Source organism: Streptomyces sp. NPDC049577 (genome assembly GCF_040675635.1).
Classification (GTDB): Bacteria; Actinomycetota; Actinomycetes; order Streptomycetales; family Streptomycetaceae; genus Streptomyces.
Window position 1 is genome coordinate 1 of the sequence record NZ_JBFAPH010000010.1, and the last position, 17694, is coordinate 17694.

Annotated in this window: 16 protein-coding genes and 1 tRNA gene; 7 read left to right on the forward strand and 10 right to left on the reverse strand. The window is 73.5% G+C overall.

The window, feature by feature from the left end:
• The 3 genes from AB0K09_RS02630 to hutU form a co-directional block, all read right to left on the reverse strand.
• The coding region (locus AB0K09_RS02630; RefSeq protein ID WP_366063393.1) for an amidohydrolase family protein at positions 1-397 on the reverse strand (397 nt) is incomplete at its 3' end.
• Positions 388-1575, reverse strand: a complete 1188-nt coding sequence (locus tag AB0K09_RS02635) for an allantoate amidohydrolase (protein ID WP_366063394.1) — start codon at positions 1573-1575, stop codon at positions 388-390. The genes AB0K09_RS02635 and AB0K09_RS02630, both read right to left, overlap by 10 nt.
• 110 nt (positions 1576-1685) lie before the next feature.
• Positions 1686-3350 (reverse strand): urocanate hydratase, encoded by a 1665-nt coding sequence (gene hutU / locus AB0K09_RS02640; RefSeq protein ID WP_366063395.1) that lies wholly within the window; start codon positions 3348-3350, stop codon positions 1686-1688.
• A gap of 151 nt (positions 3351-3501) precedes the next feature.
• Between hutU and AB0K09_RS02645 the strand changes: the two genes are divergently transcribed.
• Positions 3502-4869, forward strand: coding sequence for a diaminopimelate decarboxylase (locus AB0K09_RS02645; protein ID WP_366063396.1), 1368 nt, complete (start codon positions 3502-3504; stop codon positions 4867-4869).
• On the opposite strand, the gene AB0K09_RS02650 is transcribed toward AB0K09_RS02645, so the two are convergent.
• Positions 4853-5461 (reverse strand): hypothetical protein, encoded by a 609-nt coding sequence (locus AB0K09_RS02650; protein ID WP_366063398.1) that lies wholly within the window; start codon positions 5459-5461, stop codon positions 4853-4855. The two genes, AB0K09_RS02645 and AB0K09_RS02650, sit on opposite strands and share 17 nt — an antisense overlap.
• A 202-nt stretch (positions 5462-5663) precedes the next feature.
• Between AB0K09_RS02650 and AB0K09_RS02655 the strand changes: the two genes are divergently transcribed.
• Positions 5664-7034 (forward strand): esterase, encoded by a 1371-nt coding sequence (locus tag AB0K09_RS02655; protein WP_366063399.1) that lies wholly within the window; start codon positions 5664-5666, stop codon positions 7032-7034.
• Between the two features lie 59 nt (positions 7035-7093).
• Here AB0K09_RS02655 and AB0K09_RS02660 read toward each other — a convergent pair whose 3' ends face one another.
• From AB0K09_RS02660 to AB0K09_RS02670, 3 genes are all read right to left on the reverse strand, one after another.
• Positions 7094-7945 (reverse strand): MurR/RpiR family transcriptional regulator, encoded by an 852-nt coding sequence (locus AB0K09_RS02660; protein WP_366063400.1) that lies wholly within the window; start codon positions 7943-7945, stop codon positions 7094-7096.
• Between the two features lie 56 nt (positions 7946-8001).
• Positions 8002-9351, reverse strand: coding sequence for an acyl-CoA synthetase (locus AB0K09_RS02665; protein ID WP_366063401.1), 1350 nt, complete (start codon positions 9349-9351; stop codon positions 8002-8004).
• A 244-nt stretch (positions 9352-9595) separates the two neighbouring features.
• On the reverse strand, positions 9596-10990 hold the full coding sequence (locus AB0K09_RS02670) for a cystathionine beta-synthase (protein ID WP_366063403.1): 1395 nt from the start codon (positions 10988-10990) through the stop codon (positions 9596-9598).
• A gap of 233 nt (positions 10991-11223) precedes the next feature.
• Here AB0K09_RS02670 and AB0K09_RS02675 point away from each other — a divergent pair, with 233 nt between their 5' ends.
• The 3 genes from AB0K09_RS02675 (at position 11224) to AB0K09_RS02685 (ending at position 14595) form a co-directional block, all read left to right on the forward strand.
• On the forward strand, positions 11224-12270 hold the full coding sequence (locus tag AB0K09_RS02675; RefSeq protein WP_366063404.1) for an SGNH/GDSL hydrolase family protein: 1047 nt from the start codon (positions 11224-11226) through the stop codon (positions 12268-12270).
• Positions 12271-12312: 42 nt separating this feature from the next.
• Positions 12313-13533, forward strand: coding sequence for an acetyl-CoA C-acetyltransferase (locus AB0K09_RS02680; protein WP_366063405.1), 1221 nt, complete (start codon positions 12313-12315; stop codon positions 13531-13533).
• 309 nt (positions 13534-13842) lie between these two features.
• Complete coding sequence (locus AB0K09_RS02685; RefSeq protein WP_366063406.1) at positions 13843-14595, forward strand: hypothetical protein; 753 nt, start codon at positions 13843-13845, stop codon at positions 14593-14595.
• Between the two features lie 19 nt (positions 14596-14614).
• Here AB0K09_RS02685 and AB0K09_RS02690 read toward each other — a convergent pair whose 3' ends face one another.
• On the reverse strand, positions 14615-14941 hold the full coding sequence (locus AB0K09_RS02690; RefSeq protein WP_366063407.1) for a hypothetical protein: 327 nt from the start codon (positions 14939-14941) through the stop codon (positions 14615-14617).
• A gap of 98 nt (positions 14942-15039) precedes the next feature.
• On the opposite strand from AB0K09_RS02690, the gene AB0K09_RS02695 reads away from it, so the two are divergent.
• Entirely contained in the window at positions 15040-15270 is a 231-nt protein-coding gene (locus AB0K09_RS02695; protein ID WP_366063438.1) for a DUF4287 domain-containing protein, read from the forward strand.
• 63 nt (positions 15271-15333) lie between these two features.
• Here AB0K09_RS02695 and AB0K09_RS02700 read toward each other — a convergent pair whose 3' ends face one another.
• Together AB0K09_RS02700 and AB0K09_RS02705 are read right to left on the reverse strand one after the other, a co-directional pair.
• Positions 15334-16230, reverse strand: a complete 897-nt coding sequence (locus tag AB0K09_RS02700; RefSeq protein ID WP_366063408.1) for a Bax inhibitor-1/YccA family protein — start codon at positions 16228-16230, stop codon at positions 15334-15336.
• 185 nt (positions 16231-16415) lie between these two features.
• A tRNA-Leu gene (locus AB0K09_RS02705) sits at positions 16416-16498 on the reverse strand.
• A 404-nt stretch (positions 16499-16902) separates the two neighbouring features.
• On the opposite strand from AB0K09_RS02705, the gene AB0K09_RS02710 reads away from it, so the two are divergent.
• Positions 16903-17685, forward strand: a complete 783-nt coding sequence (locus AB0K09_RS02710) for an ABC transporter ATP-binding protein (protein ID WP_366063409.1) — start codon at positions 16903-16905, stop codon at positions 17683-17685.
• The last annotated feature ends 9 nt before the right edge of the window (positions 17686-17694 follow it).

Genomic DNA, 17694 nt, shown 5'->3' on the forward strand with positions numbered 1-17694 from the left:
GGTCGGCGTAGGGGGTGCCGCCGGGGGCGTGGTGCACGTAGTGGAACTCGCCGACGCAGGTGATGCCGGCCAGTGCCATCTCGGCGTAGGTGGCGCGGGCGAGCGTGTAGTAGCTGTCGGGGGTGAGCCGGTCGGCGACGCCGTACATGACGTCGCGCCAGGTCCAGAAGGTGCCGCTGCCTTCCTGGGTGCGGGCGCGCAGGGCTCGGTGGAAGGCGTGGCTGTGGGCGTTGGCCAGGCCGGGGAGGGTCAGGCCGCGCAGGGTGACCGCGCCGGGCGGCGGGGCCGGTACGGCCGTGCGCACGGCCGTGACGTGGCCGTCCGTCACCTCGATGGCGACGCCCGGCTCGACCCGGGGGCCGAGCCACGCGTGTTCCGCCCAGTACGTCACCTGCACGCGAGGTCCTCCAGTACGTCGGCGAGTGCGGTCACTCCGGCCACGCAGTCGCCCTCGGCGGCGGTCTCGGCGGGCGAGTGGGAGATGCCGGTGGGGTTGCGGACGAAGAGCATGGCGGTGGGGACGACGCCGGACAAGATACCGGCGTCATGGCCGGCGCCGGTGGGCAGGACGGGCACGCCGCCGAGGAGTCCGGCGAGCTCGTCGCGCAGGTCGTGGGCGAATTCCACGACCGGCGTGAAGGATTCGCGCGTGACGCGCACGGTGACGCCGTCGCGCTCGGCACGTTCGGCGGCGGCGCGTTCGATGTCGGCGACGACGGCGGCCAGGGTCTCCTCGTCGGCGGCGCGGGAGTCCAGCCAGCCGCGGACGAGGGAGGCGATGGCGTTGACGCCGTTCGGCTCGACGCTCACCTTGCCGAAGGTGGCCAGGGCCCCGGCCAGGCGGGCCTTCTTGCGGGCGGCCAGCACGGTGTTGGCGTAGGTGAGCATCGGGTCGTGGCGGTCCTCGATGCGGGTGGTGCCGGCGTGGTTGGCCTCGCCGTGGAAGTCGAACCGCCAGCGGCCGTGCGGCCAGATCGCGGACGCGACACCGACGGGGTGTTCCGTGTGCGCGAGGGCGCGGCCCTGTTCGACGTGGAGTTCGACGAACGCGCCGATGCGGGCGAGGCGTTCGGGGTCGGCGCCGATGTCGTCGGGGTCGTATCCGGCGCGCTCCATCGCCCGGGGGAGGGTGACGCCGTCCGCGTCGCGGAGCTCGCGGGCGGCGTCCGGGGTGAGGGCTCCGGCGGTGAGGCGGGAGCCGACGCAGGCGAGGCCGAAGCGGGCGCCCTCCTCGTCGCCGAAGTTGACGACGGCGAGGGGGCGGGTGGGCGCGGCGCCGCGCGCGCGGAGTTCGTCGAGCGCGGCGAAGGCGGACACGACGCCGAGGGGGCCGTCGAAGGCGCCGCCGTCGGGGACGGAGTCGAGGTGGGAGCCGGTGACGACGGCGTCACCGGCGGCGGGGTCGCCGAGCCAGGCCCACTGGTTGCCGTTGCGGTCCACCTCGTGGGTGAGACCGCGGGCTTCGGCCTGCGCCCGGAACCAGGCGCGGCAGTCGGTGTCGGCGCCGGTCCAGGCGAAGCGGCGGTATCCGCCGGTGGCCGCGTTGCGGCCGATGGACGCGAGGTCGCGCCACATCTCGTGGAACGAGGCCCCGCGGGGGACACCCGGACCGGATGCCCCCGGGGGGACGGGCGCGCCGTCGCCGCCCGCGGGTGCGGTTGTGGGCACAACCGCGTCGGGGCCGGTCACTCGCCGTCACCCTCGCGCATCGGGATACGGACGTCGCGGTCCTGGGCCACCGACTCCGCGATGTCGTAGCCCGCGTCGACGTGGCGGATGACGCCCATGCCCGGGTCGTTCGTCAGTACGCGGCGGATCTTCTCGCCCGCGAGTGCCGTGCCGTCGGCCACCGTGACCTGGCCGGCGTGGATGGAGCGGCCCATGCCGACGCCGCCGCCGTGGTGGAGGGAGACCCAGGACGCGCCCGAGGCGACGTTGACCATGGCGTTGAGCAGCGGCCAGTCGGCGATCGCGTCGGAGCCGTCGAGCATCGCCTCGGTCTCGCGGTAGGGGGAGGCGACGGAGCCGCAGTCGAGGTGGTCGCGGCCGATGACGACGGGCGCGGAGAGCTCGCCGCTCGCGACCATGTCGTTGAAGCGCTCGCCGGCGCGGTCGCGCTCACCGTAGCCGAGCCAGCAGATGCGGGCGGGGAGGCCCTGGAAGTGGACGCGCTCGCCGGCCATCTTGATCCAGCGGGCGAGGGACTCGTTCTCCGGGAAGAGGTCGAGGATGGCGCGGTCGGTGGCGGCGATGTCCTTGGGGTCGCCGGAGAGGGCGGCCCAGCGGAAGGGGCCCTTGCCCTCGCAGAAGAGGGGGCGGATGTAGGCGGGGACGAAGCCGGGGAAGGCGAACGCGCGCTCGTAGCCGGCGAGCTGGGCCTCGCCGCGGATGGAGTTGCCGTAGTCGAAGACCTCGGCACCGGCGTCCTGGAAGCCGACCATGGCCTCGACGTGCCGCGCCATCGACTCGCGCGCCCGGGTCGTGAAGTCGGCGGGCTTCTCGGCCGCGTAGGAGGCCATGTCGTCGAAGGAGACGCCGACGGGCAGGTACGACAGCGGGTCGTGGGCGCTCGTCTGGTCCGTCACGATGTCGATGGGCGCGTTCATCGCGAGCAGCTGCGGGACGAGCTCGGCGGCGTTGCCGAGGACGCCGATGGACAGCGGGCGGCGGGCGTCGCGGGCCTCGACGGCGAGCTGGAGGGCGTGGTCGAGGGAGTCGGCCTTGACGTCCAGGTAGCGGTGCTCGATGCGGCGCTCGATGGCGCGCGGGTCGCAGTCGATGCAGATGGCGACGCCGTCGTTCATGGTGACGGCGAGCGGCTGGGCGCCGCCCATGCCGCCGAGGCCGGCGGTGAGGGTGATCGTCCCGGCCAGCGTCCCGCCGAACTTCTTCGCGGCGACGGCGGCGAAGGTCTCGTAGGTGCCCTGGAGGATGCCCTGGGTGCCGATGTAGATCCAGGAGCCGGCCGTCATCTGGCCGTACATGGTGAGGCCGAGGGCCTCCAGGCGGCGGAACTCCTCCCAGTTGGCCCAGTCGCCCACGAGGTTGGAGTTGGCGATCAGGACGCGTGGGGCCCACTCGTGGGTCTGCATGACGCCGACGGGGCGGCCGGACTGGACGAGCATGGTCTCGTCCTGCTTCAGCGACTGCAGGGTGCGGACCATGGCGTCGAAGGAGCGCCAGTCGCGGGCGGCCTTGCCCGTGCCGCCGTAGACGACGAGCTTGTCGGGGTGCTCGGCGACCTCCGGGTCCAGGTTGTTCTGCAGCATGCGCAGTGCGGCTTCCTGCTGCCATCCCCGGGCGCTCAGCTGCGTGCCTCGCGGTGCCCGCACGGGTCGCGGTCCTGACATGGGCCCTGCCTCCCTGGTTCCGGAACGGCTCCACCACCGTCCTGAATAGAACACTGCACATCTTGGGGCGCTGAATAGCACTAGTCAACAGGTCGGGCCGAGCCGTCCAGGCCCTCTCGCGGCCGGGCGGCCGGAGTGGTGGAGTGGCAGCGTGGACAGCGGAGCCGGTGAGAACGCGCTCGGCCGCCGCCGGGACGCCGCCGTACGGGCGGCGGTGGCCCAGGGCCTGCTGAGCGATGCGTGCCCCGTCGTGGGGCTGCTGGACGTACGGACGATCCGCGAGGCGGCGCGGGCGCTGCGCTCGGCACTCGGCGGCGTCGCGCTGCACGCCTTCGCGGTGAAGGCGGCCCCCCTGGTGCCCGTGCTGCGGCTGCTGGCCGACGAGGGGCTCGGGTGCGAGGTCGCGAGCCCCGGGGAGCTCGCGCTGGCGCGCGCGGCGGGCCTCGCGCCGGAGCACATCGTGCTGGACTCCCCCGCCAAGACCGTCACCGAACTGCGTGAGGCACTCGCCCTCGGCATCGCGGTCAACGCCGACAACCGCGAGGAGCTGACCCGCCTGGACGCCCTGCTCGCCGGAACCGGCCGGGGCGGCCCGAGCGAGGGCGCGGGCGGCCCGCCCGCACCCTCGCTCGGGCTGCGGGTCAATCCGCAGGTCGGCGGGGGCAGCATCGAGGCACTGTCCACGGCGACGGACACCTCGAAGTTCGGCGTCGCCCTGCGCGACGCGGGGGCGCGCGCATGGGTCGTACGCGCCTACGGCGAGCGGCCCTGGCTGACCCGGCTGCACGCCCACGTCGGCTCGCAGGGCTGCCCGCTGTCACTGATCGCCGAGGGCGTGCGGGTCCTGTACGAGCTGGCCGAGGAGATCAACCACGCGGCCGGACGACGGCAGGTGACCACGCTCGACATCGGCGGCGGGCTGCCCGTGAACTTCGCGTCCGACGAGATCACCCCGACCTTCGACGACTACGCGGCGGTGCTCGCCGCCGCCGTGCCGGGCCTGTTCGACGGGCGGTACGCGCTGGTGACCGAGTTCGGCCGGTCACTGCTGGCCAAGAGCGGCATGGTGCTGGCCCGCGTCGAGTACGCCAAGTCGGCCGGGGGGCGCCGGATCGCGGTGACGCACGCGGGCGCGCAGGTCGCGGCCCGTACGGTCTTCGCACCGGCGTCCTGGCCGCTGCGCGTGGCCGCGTACGACGCGCGGGGGCTGCCGAAGACGGCCCCGGTCGTGGCGCAGGACGTCGCGGGCCCGTGCTGCTTCGCGGGCGACCTGGTGGCAACGGACCGGCCGCTGCCGCTGCTGGAAGCGGGGGACCACGTGGCGCTGCTCGACACGGGCGCGTACTACTTCGCCCACCCCTACGGCTACAACTCGCTGCCGCGCGTGGCGGTCCACGGGTACGCCGCCGACGACGCCGGGGGCGTGCGGTTCGCGACCGTACGCCCCGCGCAGACGACGGCGGAGCTGGTGGCCGAGGGCGGCGCCGGCCACGCCGCCGGGCTCAGCGGGCTGTACTGAGCTTGGCCGCACCGCCCCGGGCGGACCGTCCGGCCCTGCGCCGCGCGCCGCCGGCCACGGCGTCGCCCGCGCCGAGCCCGGTGGTCAGATAGCCCGGCACCTGCTTGGCGGCGGGGCTGGAGCGCGCCCACTCCGCCCGGACCCACAGCAGGACGTCGTTCCGGCGCTCCAGGGCGCCCAGCCACAGGGCCTTGGCCCACAGGCCCGCGCCGAGGCCGGCCAGCGCCATGCCGAGCGCCGCCGGGACGGCGAAGGAGGACCCCACGGCGGCGAGGAAGGCCGCCGCCAGCCACCAGCGCCGCGCGCGCCGCCAGTTGCGCATGGTCACGGCCCGGTCCTGGAGGAAGACCGTCTTGCCGGCCCGCGACGCGCCGCGCGCGAGCAGCGCGTACCGCTTGCGGCGCACGGCGAAGGCCGTGCCGGCCGCGAGCACGAACAGGGCGGCACCGGCCAGGACGCCGATCCGCCGCCCGGTCAGCCCCGGGACCAGCCCGCCGATCCCGGCGCCGAACACCCCGAGCCACCACAGCCGGCGGGCCGGCGCCCGCACGATCACGGCCACGCGGGCCAGCGCATACGCTCCGCGCCCCACCTCGAGACCTCCTTGTCGTTTCTGACCTGCCCTGGCACGTTAACCAACGAATCTGAGGACGAGCTGAGAGCCGTGTAGCCCACTGGGGTCATACCCCGGTACCGCCTGCGAGTTGGCTCCGTCGTATGACGTGTCGCGGGGCCCGCGGTCCCTACGCTCGTCCTGGCGCCGAGCGGGCGCGGTGGCGGCGGAAGGAGCCGGGATGCCGGTGAAGGAGCAGGGACTGCGGGGGCTGCGGCGGCGGGCGCTGGTCGCGGCCGGGGTGCTGGCCCTGACCGGCGTACTGGGCGCGCTCGCGCCCGGCGCACACGCGGCGCAAGCGGCGCACACGGCACCCGCGGCGGGTACGGACGGCGCGCCGGGCGGCGCGGCAGGGGCGCTGGAGCTGCCCGAGCCGACGGGCCCGTACCGCGTCGGCACCCTCACCCGGCGTCTGGTGGACACCAAGCGGCAGGACCCCTGGCGGCCCCGGAAGGGCCACCACCGCGAGGTCATGGTCAGCTTCTGGTACCCGGCGGCGCGCGCCGGGTGGCGCGAGGCCGCGCCGCGCACCGGCCGGCGCGCCACCGCGCCGCAGATGGACCCCCGCTCGGCCGCCCACTTCGGCTCGCCCCTGGGTGCCGGCAGCTTCAACTACGGCATCCCGGCGGGCCGCGTCGACTGGTCCGCCACCCGCACGCACGCCCGCGTGAACGCGCCCGCCCTCCAGGGCACCGGCATCCGGCCGGTCGTGCTGTACTCCTCCGGCCTGGGCGACCCGCGCACCTGGAACACCTCGCTGGCCGAGGAACTGGCCTCGCGCGGCTATGTCGTGGTCACGATGGACCACACGTACGACTCCTCCGAGGTCCGCTTCCCCGACGGCCGCCTCGCCACCTCGGTCCTGCCGGACCTGGCCCGCCGGTCCGGCACGGACGTCGGCGCGGTGCTGCGCAAGGCGATGGCGGCACGGGTGGCCGACGCGCGGTTCGTGCTGGACCGCCTGGAGGACCTGCGGCGGCACCACGGCAAGGCGCCGGGCAGCCTGCCGCGCGGGCTCGCGGACGCGATGGACCTGCGGCACGTGGGCATGGCCGGGCACTCGGCGGGCGGCTTCACGGCCCTGCAGACCCTGCACGACGACCGGCGCGTGTCGGCCGCCGTCAACATGGACGGCACGCTCGAATACCCCACCCCCGGCGGGGGCACGCAGCTGAGCGACCTGGCGCGGAGCGGCGTCGACCGGCCGTACCTGCTCATGGGGACGGACAGCCCCGACTCCGGCGACTACCGCCGCCAGCCGTCGTGGCTGTCCCTGTGGCGGCACTCCCGCGGCTGGCACACGGACCTCACCCTGACGGGCTCCCGCCACGCCGTCTACACGGACGCGGCACCGCTGCTGACGGGACTGGCGCGGCGGGGCGTGGTGGGGTGGGAGACGGTCGGGGAGGCGATCGGCTCGGTGCGGGGGGAGCGGGCGGTGGGAGTGACGCGGGCGTATGTCGTGAGCTTCCTCGATCGCTTTCTGCGCGGCCGGGACGACGGCTTGCTGGACGGCCCGTCGTCCCGCTTCCCGGAGATGCGGTTCGGCTAGGGGCCAGTCCGGGGGCCGGGGGTCCGGGGGCCGGGGTCCGGGGGCGAGGCCCCCAGGGCTCACTCCACGAACAGCCCCCGGGCGGCGGCCCGAACGTCGAACTCCTCCAAGCGCGCCTGAGCATCAGGCAACGCATCGCACATCGCCTCCAGCAGCACCCTCCCCAGCAGCATCGGCGCGCACGCCGTGTCGAAGGCCAGGCCCGTGCCGACGGCGGCCGGGAGGAGGAGGTCGCTGTGGCGCGCCACCGGCGCGAACGTGGAGTCCGCGACCGTGACGACCGTCAGGCCCGCGCCGTGCGCGTACTCCAGGGCCTCGACGACCTCCCGCGGATGGCGCGGCAGCGCGAAGCACAACAGCGCGCTCGCCCCCGCCCGGACGGCCGCGTCGATGCGGTCGACCAGCAGGGTGCCGCCCTCGTCGAGCAGGCGCACGTCGGGATGAACCTTGCGCGCGAAGTAGCAGAAGCCGGCCGCCTGGGCGGTGGCGGCGCGGAGGCCGAGCACGGGCAGGGGGCGCGAGCCGGCGAGGATCCGGCCCGCCCGGGTGACGGGCTCGGGGTCGGCGAGCAGGGACGCGAGGTGGCGGAGGTTGTCCATCTCGGCGTGCACGGCCTGCTGGTACTCGTTGTACGAATCCGAGCCCTCCGCGGCCGCCGCCGGCACGACGTCCCGCAGATGGCGGCGGAGCGCCGGGTAGCCGTCGAAGCCGAGGGCGACGGCGAAGCGGGTGACCGAGGGCTGGCTGACGCCGGCCAGCTCAGCGAGTTCGACGCTGGAGAGGAAGGGCGCGTCCGCGGCGCGGCGCACCACGCAGTGGGCGATGCGGCGCTGCGTGGGCGTCAGCCGGTGCCCCTCGAACAGCTTCTGCAGCCGCGCGGTGACCTCCGGCTCGCCCCCGGTGTCGCCCATCGACCCTCCTCGACCATTCATCCGACGCCTGTCCTGCATGGAATTATGCAGGACGGTCAGGCGGGTGGCAGCAGCTTCTTCTGCGGCTTGCCCATCGCGTTGCGCGGGAGCGCGTCGAGGAAACGGACGCGGCGGGGGCGCTTGTGGACGGACAGATGGCCGGCGACGAAGTCGATCAGGTCCTGTTCGGTCACGCCGTCGGCGACGACGTAGGCGACGATCTCCTGGCCGAGGTCCTCGTGCGGCAGGCCGACGACGGCCGCCTCGGTGACGGCCGGGTGGTCGAGCAGCGCGTTCTCGACCTCGCCCGCGCCGATGCGGTAGCCGCCGGACTTGATCAGGTCGGTGGAGGCACGGCCGACGATGCGGTGGGTGCCGTCGGGCTCGACGGCGGCGATGTCGCCGGTGCGGAACCAGCCGTCGGCGGTGTACGCGGCGGCGGTGGCCTCCGGGCGGCCCAGGTAGCCGGCGAAGAGCGTCGGCCCGCGGACCTCCAGTTCGCCGATGCCGCCGCCGGTCTCCACCAGCCGGGTGCGCACGCCGGGCAGCGGGAGGCCGACGGAGCCCTGGCGGCGGTCGCCGTCGGCCCGGGTGGAGACGGTGATGAGGGTCTCGGTCATGCCGTACCGCTCGACGGGCCGCTGTCCGGTGAGCGCCTCCAGGTCGCGGAAGACGGGCGCGGGCAGGGCCGCGCTGCCGGAGACCAGGAGCCGGGCGCCGCTCAGCGCGCGGGCGGCGGAGGGTTCGCGCACGACACGGGACCAGACGGTCGGCACCCCGAAGTACAGGCTGCCGCCGGCCGCCGCGTACGCCTCGGGGGTGGGGCGGCCGGTGTGCACGAGCCGGCAGCCGGTGCGCAGGGCGCCGAGGACGCCGAGGACGAGGCCGTGCACGTGGAAGAGCGGCAGCCCGTGGACGAGCGTGTCGTCGGCCGTCCACTGCCAGGCGTCGGCGAGGCCGTCGAGGCCCGCGGCGATCGCCGAGCGCGGGATGACCACGCCCTTGGGGGCGCCGGTCGTGCCGGAGGTGTAGAGCACCAGCGCGGCGGCCCCGGGATCGGGCTCGGGCGCGGACCGGTCGGCGCGCTCGCGCACGTCCAGCGGCACGTCCTGACCGAGGATCAGCTCGGCGCGGGAGTCACGCAGGATGTGTTCCCGCTCGGCGGGGCCGGCGTCCGGGGGCAGCGGCACGACGGGGACGCCGGCGAGGAGCCCGCCGACGACGGCGACGACCGTCTCCGGGGAGGCGTCGGCCCGCACGGCGACGGAGCGGGCGCCGGCGATGCGGTTCGCCACCGCGTTCGCGGCGCCGAGCAGTTCTTCGCGGGAGAGGGCTCTGCCGGCGACGGTCAGGGCGTCCGGGGTGTCGGCCCCGGCGCCGAGGGCGGTGAGCAGGCGGTCGGTCACGGTGCCGACGGTACAGGCGGTTTCCTCCCCGATCCCGCCCCTCCCCGTTTTTCCGGGGGCTCCGCCCCCGGTCACGGCAAGCCCCCGGTCGGAGACCGTCGCACCCCCGCCCGGAGGGCGTGGGGCCGGGACGGCGGCGGTCTCCGCCGGGGAATACGGCCGGGGTCCGGGAGCCGCTCCGGAGATCCCGCCGACTGCGTCAACTATGGCGGCTCGTTGTTAAGCCCGTGCTGCGCGCACGTGACTACTTCGTGCCGTTGCCCTCCGCCAGGAAGGCCAGCAGGTCCTGACGGCTCACCACACCCGTCGGCTTGCCCTCGACGAGGACGATCGCCGCGTCCGCCCGGCCGAGGACGGCCATCAGGTCCGCGACCGGCTCGCCGGAGCCGACCTGCGGGAGGGGGGCGCTCATGTGCTTCTCCAGCGGGTCGGTCAGCGAGGCCCGCTGCGTGAACAGCGCGTCGAGCAGCTCGCGCTCGACGACCGAGCCGATGACCTCGGCGGCCATCACGTCCGGGTGGCCCGCGCCCGGCTTGACGATCGGCATCTGGGAGACGCCGTACTCGCGCAGGACCTCGATGGCCTCGCCGACGGTCTCCTCCGGGTGCATGTGGACGAGCGAGGGCAGGGCGCCGCCGTCCTTGCGGCGGAGGACGTCGCCGACGCGGGCGGTCGCGGGGCCCTCCTCCAGGAAGCCGTAGTCGGCCATCCACTCGTCGTTGAAGATCTTCGAGAGGTAGCCGCGGCCGCTGTCCGGCAGCAGGACGACGACCACGTCGTCCTCAGTGAGCCGCTCGGCGACGCGCAGCGCGGCGACGACCGCCATGCCGCAGGAGCCGCCGACCAGCAGGCCCTCCTCCTTGGCGAGGCGGCGGGTCATCTGGAAGGCGTCCTTGTCGGAGACCGCCACGATCTCGTCGGCGACCGTGCGGTCGTAGGCGGTCGGCCAGAAGTCCTCGCCGACGCCCTCGATCAGGTACGGGCGGCCGGAGCCGCCGCTGTAGACCGAGCCCTCGGGGTCGGCGCCGATGACCTGGACCTTGCCGTCGCTGACCTCCTTGAGGTAGCGGCCGGTGCCGCTGATCGTGCCGCCGGTGCCCACGCCCGCGACGAAGTGGGTGATCTTCCCCTCCGTCTGCTCCCACAGCTCCGGGCCGGTGGAGTGGTAGTGGGAGAGCGGGTTGTTCGGGTTGCTGTACTGGTCCGGCTTCCAGGCGTTCGGCGTCTCGCGCACGAGCCGGTCGGAGACGTTGTAGTAGGAGTCCGGGTGCTCGGGGTCGACGGCGGTCGGGCAGACCACGACCTCCGCGCCGTAGGCACGCAGCACGTTGATCTTGTCCGTGGAGACCTTGTCCGGGCAGACGAAGATGCACTTGTAGCCCTTTTGCTGGGCCACGATGGCCAGGCCCACGCCCGTGTTGCCCGAGGTCGGCTCGACGATGGTGCCGCCCGGCTTGAGCTCGCCGGACTTCTCGGCGGCCTCGATCATCCGGAGGGCGATCCGGTCCTTCACCGAACCACCGGGGTTGAAGTACTCGACCTTGGCCAGCACGGTCGCCCGGATGCCTTCGGTCACGTTGTTGAGCTTCACCAGCGGGGTATTGCCGACAAGCTCAATCATCGAGTCGTGAAACTGCACGGTGATCTCCGCGGTCAGGGGGCAGCCGTCGTCGCGTGCCCGTACTGCCAGCCTATTGCGCGTCCGACCGCACGAGTGGCGCGTTGCGGACGCCCGCGCCCGGGGCAACCTGCTGATAGCGCGCCCGCGCAAGGGCGCACGCTGTTCGTGAAGCTCTCATGAACTGTTTGTGAACTGCCGCGCGGGAGCGGTTCCGGTTGTATCCGGGTGTACGGAGGAGGCCGCCTGTGTCGATGTCGAGGGCGAGGGTCGCGCGGCGGATCGCGTCGGCCGCGGCGTACGGGGGCGGGGGCGTCGGCCTGCTCGGCGGGGCGGCCCTGGGGCTGCTGGTGACGGAGGTCGCGCTGGCCAGACGGGTGGTCGGCGGCCTCGGCGCGGTGCCGCCGCGCGCGGACGGCCGCTACGGGTCGGTGTTCGAGGACGGGCCCGCGCGGCCGGCCCTGGTGCTGGGCCTGCTCGGGGACTCCACGGCCGCCGGGCAGGGGGTGCACCGGCCCAGCCAGTCGCCGGGCGCGCTGCTGGCCTCGGGGCTGGCGGCGGTCGCCGAGCGGCCGGTGGACCTGCGCGTCGTGGCCCTGTCGGGCGCGCAGTCCTACGACCTGGAGCGGCAGGTCACCCAGTTGCTCGCCATGCCGGGGCCCACGCCGGACGTGTGCGTGATCATGATCGGGGCCAATGACGTCACCCACCGGGTGCCGGCGGCCCGCTCGGTGCGGCTGCTGTCCGAGGCGGTGGGCCGGCTGCGCGACGCGGGGTGCGAGGTGGTCGTGGGCACCTGCCCGGACCTGGGCACGATCGAGCCGGTCTACCAGCCGCTGCGCTGGCTGGCGCGGATGCTGAGCCGTCAGCTCGCGGCGGCGCAGACGATCGGGGTGCTGGAGGCGGGCGGGCGCACGGTCTCGCTGGGCGATCTGCTGGGCCCGGAGTTCGCGGCGAACCCGCGCGAGCTGTTCGGCCCGGACAACTACCACCCCTCCGCCGAGGGCTACGCGACCGCCGCCATGGCCGTCCTGCCGACGCTGTGCGCGGCGCTGGGCCTGTGGCCCGAGGAGGAGCGTCCGGACGCGACGCGCCGCGAGGGCATCCTGCCGGTGGCCCGGGCGGCCGCCGAGGCGGCGGCCGAGGGCGGCACCGAGGTCACCGCGGCCCGCGGCCGCTGGGCGCTGCTCAAGCACCGCAAGCGCCGCCGGCTGCCGGACGCCGCGGCCGGCCGCGCGACACTGGGGATGAGTCCCGCGTCACAGCCGGGAGACCGTGACCGACAAGCTACGGACGGGTAACTTCCCGGAGGAATGTGTCTTCCCGCGCCCCTTGGAGCCGTGATGCCCGAAGCCGTGATCGTCTCTACCGCTCGCTCCCCCATCGGCCGGGCCTTCAAGGGCTCGCTGAAGGACCTGCGCCCGGACGACCTGACCGCGACCATCATCCAGGCCGCGCTCGCCAAGGTGCCGGAGCTCGACCCGCGCGAGATCGACGACCTCATGCTCGGCTGCGGCCTGCCCGGCGGCGAGCAGGGCCACAACCTGGGCCGCATCGTGGCCGTGCAGATGGGCATGGACCACCTGCCCGCCACCACGATCACCCGCTACTGCGCGTCGTCCCTCCAGACCTCCCGGATGGCGCTGCACGCGATCAAGGCGGGCGAGGGCGACGTCTTCATCTCGGCGGGCGTCGAGACGGTCTCCCGCTCGGTCAACGGCTCCTCCGACGGGATGCCGGGCACCCACAACCCGCTCTTCGCCGACGCCGAGGCCCGCACGGCCGCGCGCGCCGAGCAGGGCGGCGAGGGCTGGCACGACCCGCGCGAGGACGGCCTCGTCCCCGACGCGTACATCGCGATGGGCCAGACCGCGGAGAACCTCGCCCGCCTCAAGGGCATCACCCGGCAGGAGATGGACGAGTTCGGCGTCCGGTCGCAGAACCTCGCCGAGGAGGCCATCAAGAAGGGCTTCTGGGAGCGCGAGATCACCCCGGTGACGCTGCCCGACGGCACGGTCGTCTCCAAGGACGACGGCCCGCGCGCGGGCGTCACCCTGGAGGGCACCCAGGGCCTCAAGCCGGTCTTCCGCCCCGACGGCCTGGTCACCGCCGGCAACTGCTGCCCGCTCAACGACGGCGCCGCGGCCCTCGTCATCATGTCGGACACCAAGGCGCGCGAGCTGGGCCTGACCCCGCTCGCCCGCATCGTCTCCACCGGTGTCTCCGCCCTCTCCCCCGAGATCATGGGCTACGGCCCGGTCGAGGCGTCCCGCCAGGCCCTGAAGCGGGCCGGGCTGACCATCGGCGACATCGACCTCGTCGAGATCAACGAGGCCTTCGCGGCCCAGGTCATCCCCTCCTACCGCGACCTCGGCATCGACCTCGACCGCCTCAACGTCAACGGCGGCGCGATCGCGGTGGGCCACCCCTTCGGCATGACGGGCGCGCGCATCACGGGCACGCTGATCAATTCCCTCCAGTTCCACGACAAGCAGTTCGGCCTGGAGACGATGTGCGTGGGCGGCGGCCAGGGCATGGCGATGGTGATCGAGCGGCTGAGCTGAGCCGCAGCGGAGGGTAGGGGTCGCCCGAGGGACGAGGGCGGCACCTGCCCGCAGCGGAGGCGAAGCCCAGCGCGACCAAAGACCCGAGCGGCTGAGCCGAGCCGCGGCTTCACAACCGTGACCGAATCTCCCCCAGGATGTGACCAATCTCCTGGGGGAGATTCGTTTCCCCAGGTCAGGAAGTTGAAGAGGCAACCTCCAGGCCCAAAGTCCCGCCCGGTTCGCGACGTTTCGCACTGGGGACGGCAGGACGGCCACGCGAAGCTGAGGTAGGAATTCGGGGGATCCATAGCAACCGGGAGTACGTCAGTGAGCGCCATGTCCCTTGCCCTGCTGCTGGCCGCTGCCGCCGCGACGGCGGCGGGCGCCGCCGCCCTGTACAGCACTCGCGGTCTGCGCCGGCAGATCACGGCCCTGCGGGCCGACCTCGCTGCCGCCACCGTCGACCTCGCACGGGACCGGGCGACCGTACCCGCCGCCCGCACCGCGCCGGCCGCCGAGCTGTCGGACATACGCGCCGCCGTCGCCGACGCGCTGGCCGAGGAGCGCGAGCGCGAGCTGGCCGAGGCGCGGGCGTTCTGGGCCGCGCAGGAGGCCCGTGACCCGGGCGGCGCCGGCCTCCCGGCCGGGCTCGCGGACGAGCTCGCCGCGATGGAGCCGCCCTACGGCCTCTACGAGGCCGATGCCGCCGACTCCGCCGAGCCGGCGGCCGCGCGCCGCCGCCACCCCTCCCACCCCGACTTCGTGCCGACCGCGGCGATCGACGACCGCGAGACCACCGAGGAGCGGCTGGCCGAGCTCGCGGAGATAGGCATTCCGCTCGCCGACGTGCGGCCGGGGCCGCTCGGGACGCTCGACGTGTACGTCTTCGCGGACGGCACGACGCTGTGCATGACGCCGGGGCACCGCGAGACGGCCGAGCGGCTCGCCGCCGCCCTCCGCGACGGCGACGCCCCCATGCTCCTGGGCGGCTCCCCGGTCTCGGGCGCCTACGCGCTCACCTTCCGGTGCGCGGACGGGGACGTCTACGTCCTGGCCGACCGCGTGATCACCTCGCTCTGACGCGCCCACAACCTCTCGTCTAGAGACCGCAGCGGCCGGCCGCTTCCTCCACGAGGCGGACAGCCTCAAGGACCCCGTCCCCGGCCTGCCCGGCAAGGGCAAGGGCTTCGGCCAAGTCATGGCCCGCCACCGCCACTTGATCCGCCACCGCGAACATCCCCGCCTCCGGCATCTCGCGCGGCACCGCCGCGCCCGGCTCCTCCAGCCGCTGCGCGCGGGCGGCCAGCTCTCGGGCCAGGGTCAGCGCTTCCGCCGCCGCTCCCCGGCTCAGGCGGGACTGGGGCAGGGCACGCAGCCGGTCGGCGAAACCGTCCACGGCGGCCAGCAAAGGGGTCACATCGGTCACGTCACGAGCCTATGCGCCCGGCCCGGACTGTTGCCAACGCCTGAACACTCAGGCACGGTGACATGAAGGACCATCATTCGACGCGTCCGGAGGCGCCGATGTCCCACGTCTTCTCCGACGAGACCCACCGGAACCTGCTCTCCCGAATCCCCCACTGCACCGGCCGTGAAGTCGCCGACTGGCTCCGCACGGTCGAAGAAGGCCCCGCCCTGTCCCGCTTCGAGGAGAAGGTCAGCTGGTTGCGCGGAGAGCACCAGCTCGCGTACGGCCACGCCAAGGCGATCGTCCACGAGTACGACCTCCGCCGGGCCGCGCGGAAGCTGCGCTGACAACGGAAAGGGCCCGGGAAGGCATCGCCTTCCCGGGCCCTTTCACACCACAGGGGTGCGCCGCTAGTCGTTGTTCAGGATCGCGATGATCCGCAGGATCTCCGTGTAGATCCAGACGAGCGACAGCGTCAGACCGAAGGCCGCCAGCCAGGACTCCTCGCGAGGGGCGCCGTAGGCGACACCGTCCTCGATCTGCTTGAAGTCCAGCGCCAGGTACGCGGCGCCCAGCAGTACGCCGATCACGCCGAAGGCGATGCCGAGGCCGCCGCTGCGGAAGCCCAGGCCGTCACCGCCGCCGAAGACCGCGAACAGGGCGTTCGCCGCCATCAGCAGGACGAAGCCGATGCCGGCCGCGATGACGAAGCGGGTGAAGCGACGGTTCACCCGGATGATCCGGGCCCGGTAGGCGATGAGCACACCGGCGAAGACGGCCATCGTGCCGAGCACGGCCTGCATCGGGGCGCCGTAGGCGACCTCGTTGTACACCCGGCTGAGCACGCCGAGGAAGAGGCCCTCGAAGAGGGCGTAGGCGAGGATCAGCGCCGGGGACGGCTTGGCCTTGAACGTCTGGACCATACCCAGGACGAAGGCCACGATCGCCGCGCCGATACCGACGCCGACGGGCAGCGAGAGCGTCCAGCCCGCGATCGCGGCGACGACCACCAGGCCGAGCGTCATGCCCGTGCGGGCGACGACGTCGTCGATGGTCATCCGGCCGGGCGCGGCCTGCGCCGGCGCCTGCGGGTATCCCTGCTGGAGGTCGGGCCCGCCCGGGTGTCCCTGGGCGTACGGGTTCGACGCGTAGGGGTTGGTCGGCTGGGCGTAGGGGTTGCCCGCGTACGGCTGCGCGTAGGGGTTCCCGTGGGCGGCGGCCCCGGCCTGCGGACCCGCGTCGAAGCCCGCGTAGCCGCCGGTGCGGCTGAAACCCCGTCGCGAGAAGACCGGGTTGCTGCTCCTCATCTCACTCCTCCATGGCCACCCTGCGCGGCCTTGCGCTCAAGGGTAATAGGTGGGCAAAGGAATGGCTCTCCTGCTACGGGACGATCTTTTCCACGTTGCCCACTACCTGACAACGCCGTCGGGCGGCACTCGGTTCCGGAAGAAACCGGGAAGCCGGAGAAGCGTGAGAAGGGGGAATGGCGGAGTGCCCGGAGCCGGACTTGAACCGGCACGGCCCGAAGGGCCAGCGAGGTTTAAGCTCGCCGTGTCTGCATTCCACCATCCGGGCGGGGCTCTCGGAGCGCACGGCACATGGGGTGCGCGGGCCCTCACCTCTCGAAGAGAGCAGGACGAGCCTAGCCGGGGAACGCCCCCCAAACAGCGGAACGATGACCAGAGGTTGTCTGATTTTATTGGCAACTGAGGAACCATCAGCCGCGTGACGGCGCCATTGGCACATGCCACGGGCCGATCTCCCCCGTTCACCACCCCGCCCCCGGGCACCGGCGGAATTGTCGCAATCTCGCCTCCCGCCCACCGGAGGGCCTCTCCTACCCAAGGATGACGGGACGCCCTCCGCGTACCTCCCGAGGCTGTGCCGGAACCGGAGCTACGGCTGACCCGCGGGCCTACCAGGGGGCCGGATCATTGAAGGGTCAGCTCGCATCACCGTCCCGACAGGAGCCCCCCACCGTGACCACCAGCCCCTACGGCGCCCAGACCGCCGTCCGCGCCTCCGCGGTCGCCGCCCGCGCCACGGACCTCACCAAGGTGTACGGCCAGGGCGAGACCCAGGTGGTCGCCCTGGACGCCGTCTCGGTGGAATTCCGGCAGGCCGAGTTCACCGCGATCATGGGTCCCTCCGGTTCCGGCAAGTCGACCCTCATGCACTGCATGGCCGGGCTCGACACCGTTTCCGGCGGTTCCGCGCGAATAGGCGACGTCGAGCTGACCACTCTGAACGACAAGAAGCTCACGCGGCTGCGCCGCGACAAGATCGGCTTCATTTTCCAGGCGTTCAATCTGCTGCCCACGCTGAACGCCCTGGAGAACATCACGCTCCCCATGGACATCGCCGGCCGTAAGCCGGACAAGCAGTGGCTGGACACGGTCGTGGAGACCGTCGGCCTCTCCGGGCGCCTCAAGCACCGCCCGAACCAGCTCTCCGGCGGTCAGCAGCAGCGCGTGGCCGTCGCCCGCGCCCTCGCCGGACGGCCCGAGATCATGTTCGCGGACGAGCCCACCGGAAACCTGGACTCCCGCTCCGGCGCCGAGGTCCTCGGCTTCCTGCGCAACTCCGTGCGCGAGCTCGGCCAGACCGTCGTCATGGTCACCCACGACCCCGTCGCCGCCTCCTACGCCGACCGCGTCGTCTTCCTCGCCGACGGCCACATCGTCGACGAGATGCGCGAGCCCACCGCCGACGCCGTCCTGGACCGCATGAAGCGTTTCGACGCCAAGGGCCGCACGAGCTGACCTCCGCCG

Coding starts and splice junctions, on each gene's coding strand:
- AB0K09_RS02680 (WP_366063405.1), top strand. CDS start 12,313: ATGCCCGAAGCCGTGATCGTCTCTACCGCTCGCTCCCCCATCGGCCGG.
- hutU (WP_366063395.1), bottom strand. CDS start 3,350: ATGTCAGGACCGCGACCCGTGCGGGCACCGCGAGGCACGCAGCTGAGC.
- AB0K09_RS02655 (WP_366063399.1), top strand. CDS start 5,664: ATGCCGGTGAAGGAGCAGGGACTGCGGGGGCTGCGGCGGCGGGCGCTG.
- AB0K09_RS02700 (WP_366063408.1), bottom strand. CDS start 16,230: ATGAGGAGCAGCAACCCGGTCTTCTCGCGACGGGGTTTCAGCCGCACC.
- AB0K09_RS02660 (WP_366063400.1), bottom strand. CDS start 7,945: ATGGGCGACACCGGGGGCGAGCCGGAGGTCACCGCGCGGCTGCAGAAG.
- AB0K09_RS02675 (WP_366063404.1), top strand. CDS start 11,224: ATGTCGAGGGCGAGGGTCGCGCGGCGGATCGCGTCGGCCGCGGCGTAC.
- AB0K09_RS02695 (WP_366063438.1), top strand. CDS start 15,040: ATGTCCCACGTCTTCTCCGACGAGACCCACCGGAACCTGCTCTCCCGA.
- AB0K09_RS02635 (WP_366063394.1), bottom strand. CDS start 1,575: ATGTGGCGCGACCTCGCGTCCATCGGCCGCAACGCGGCCACCGGCGGA.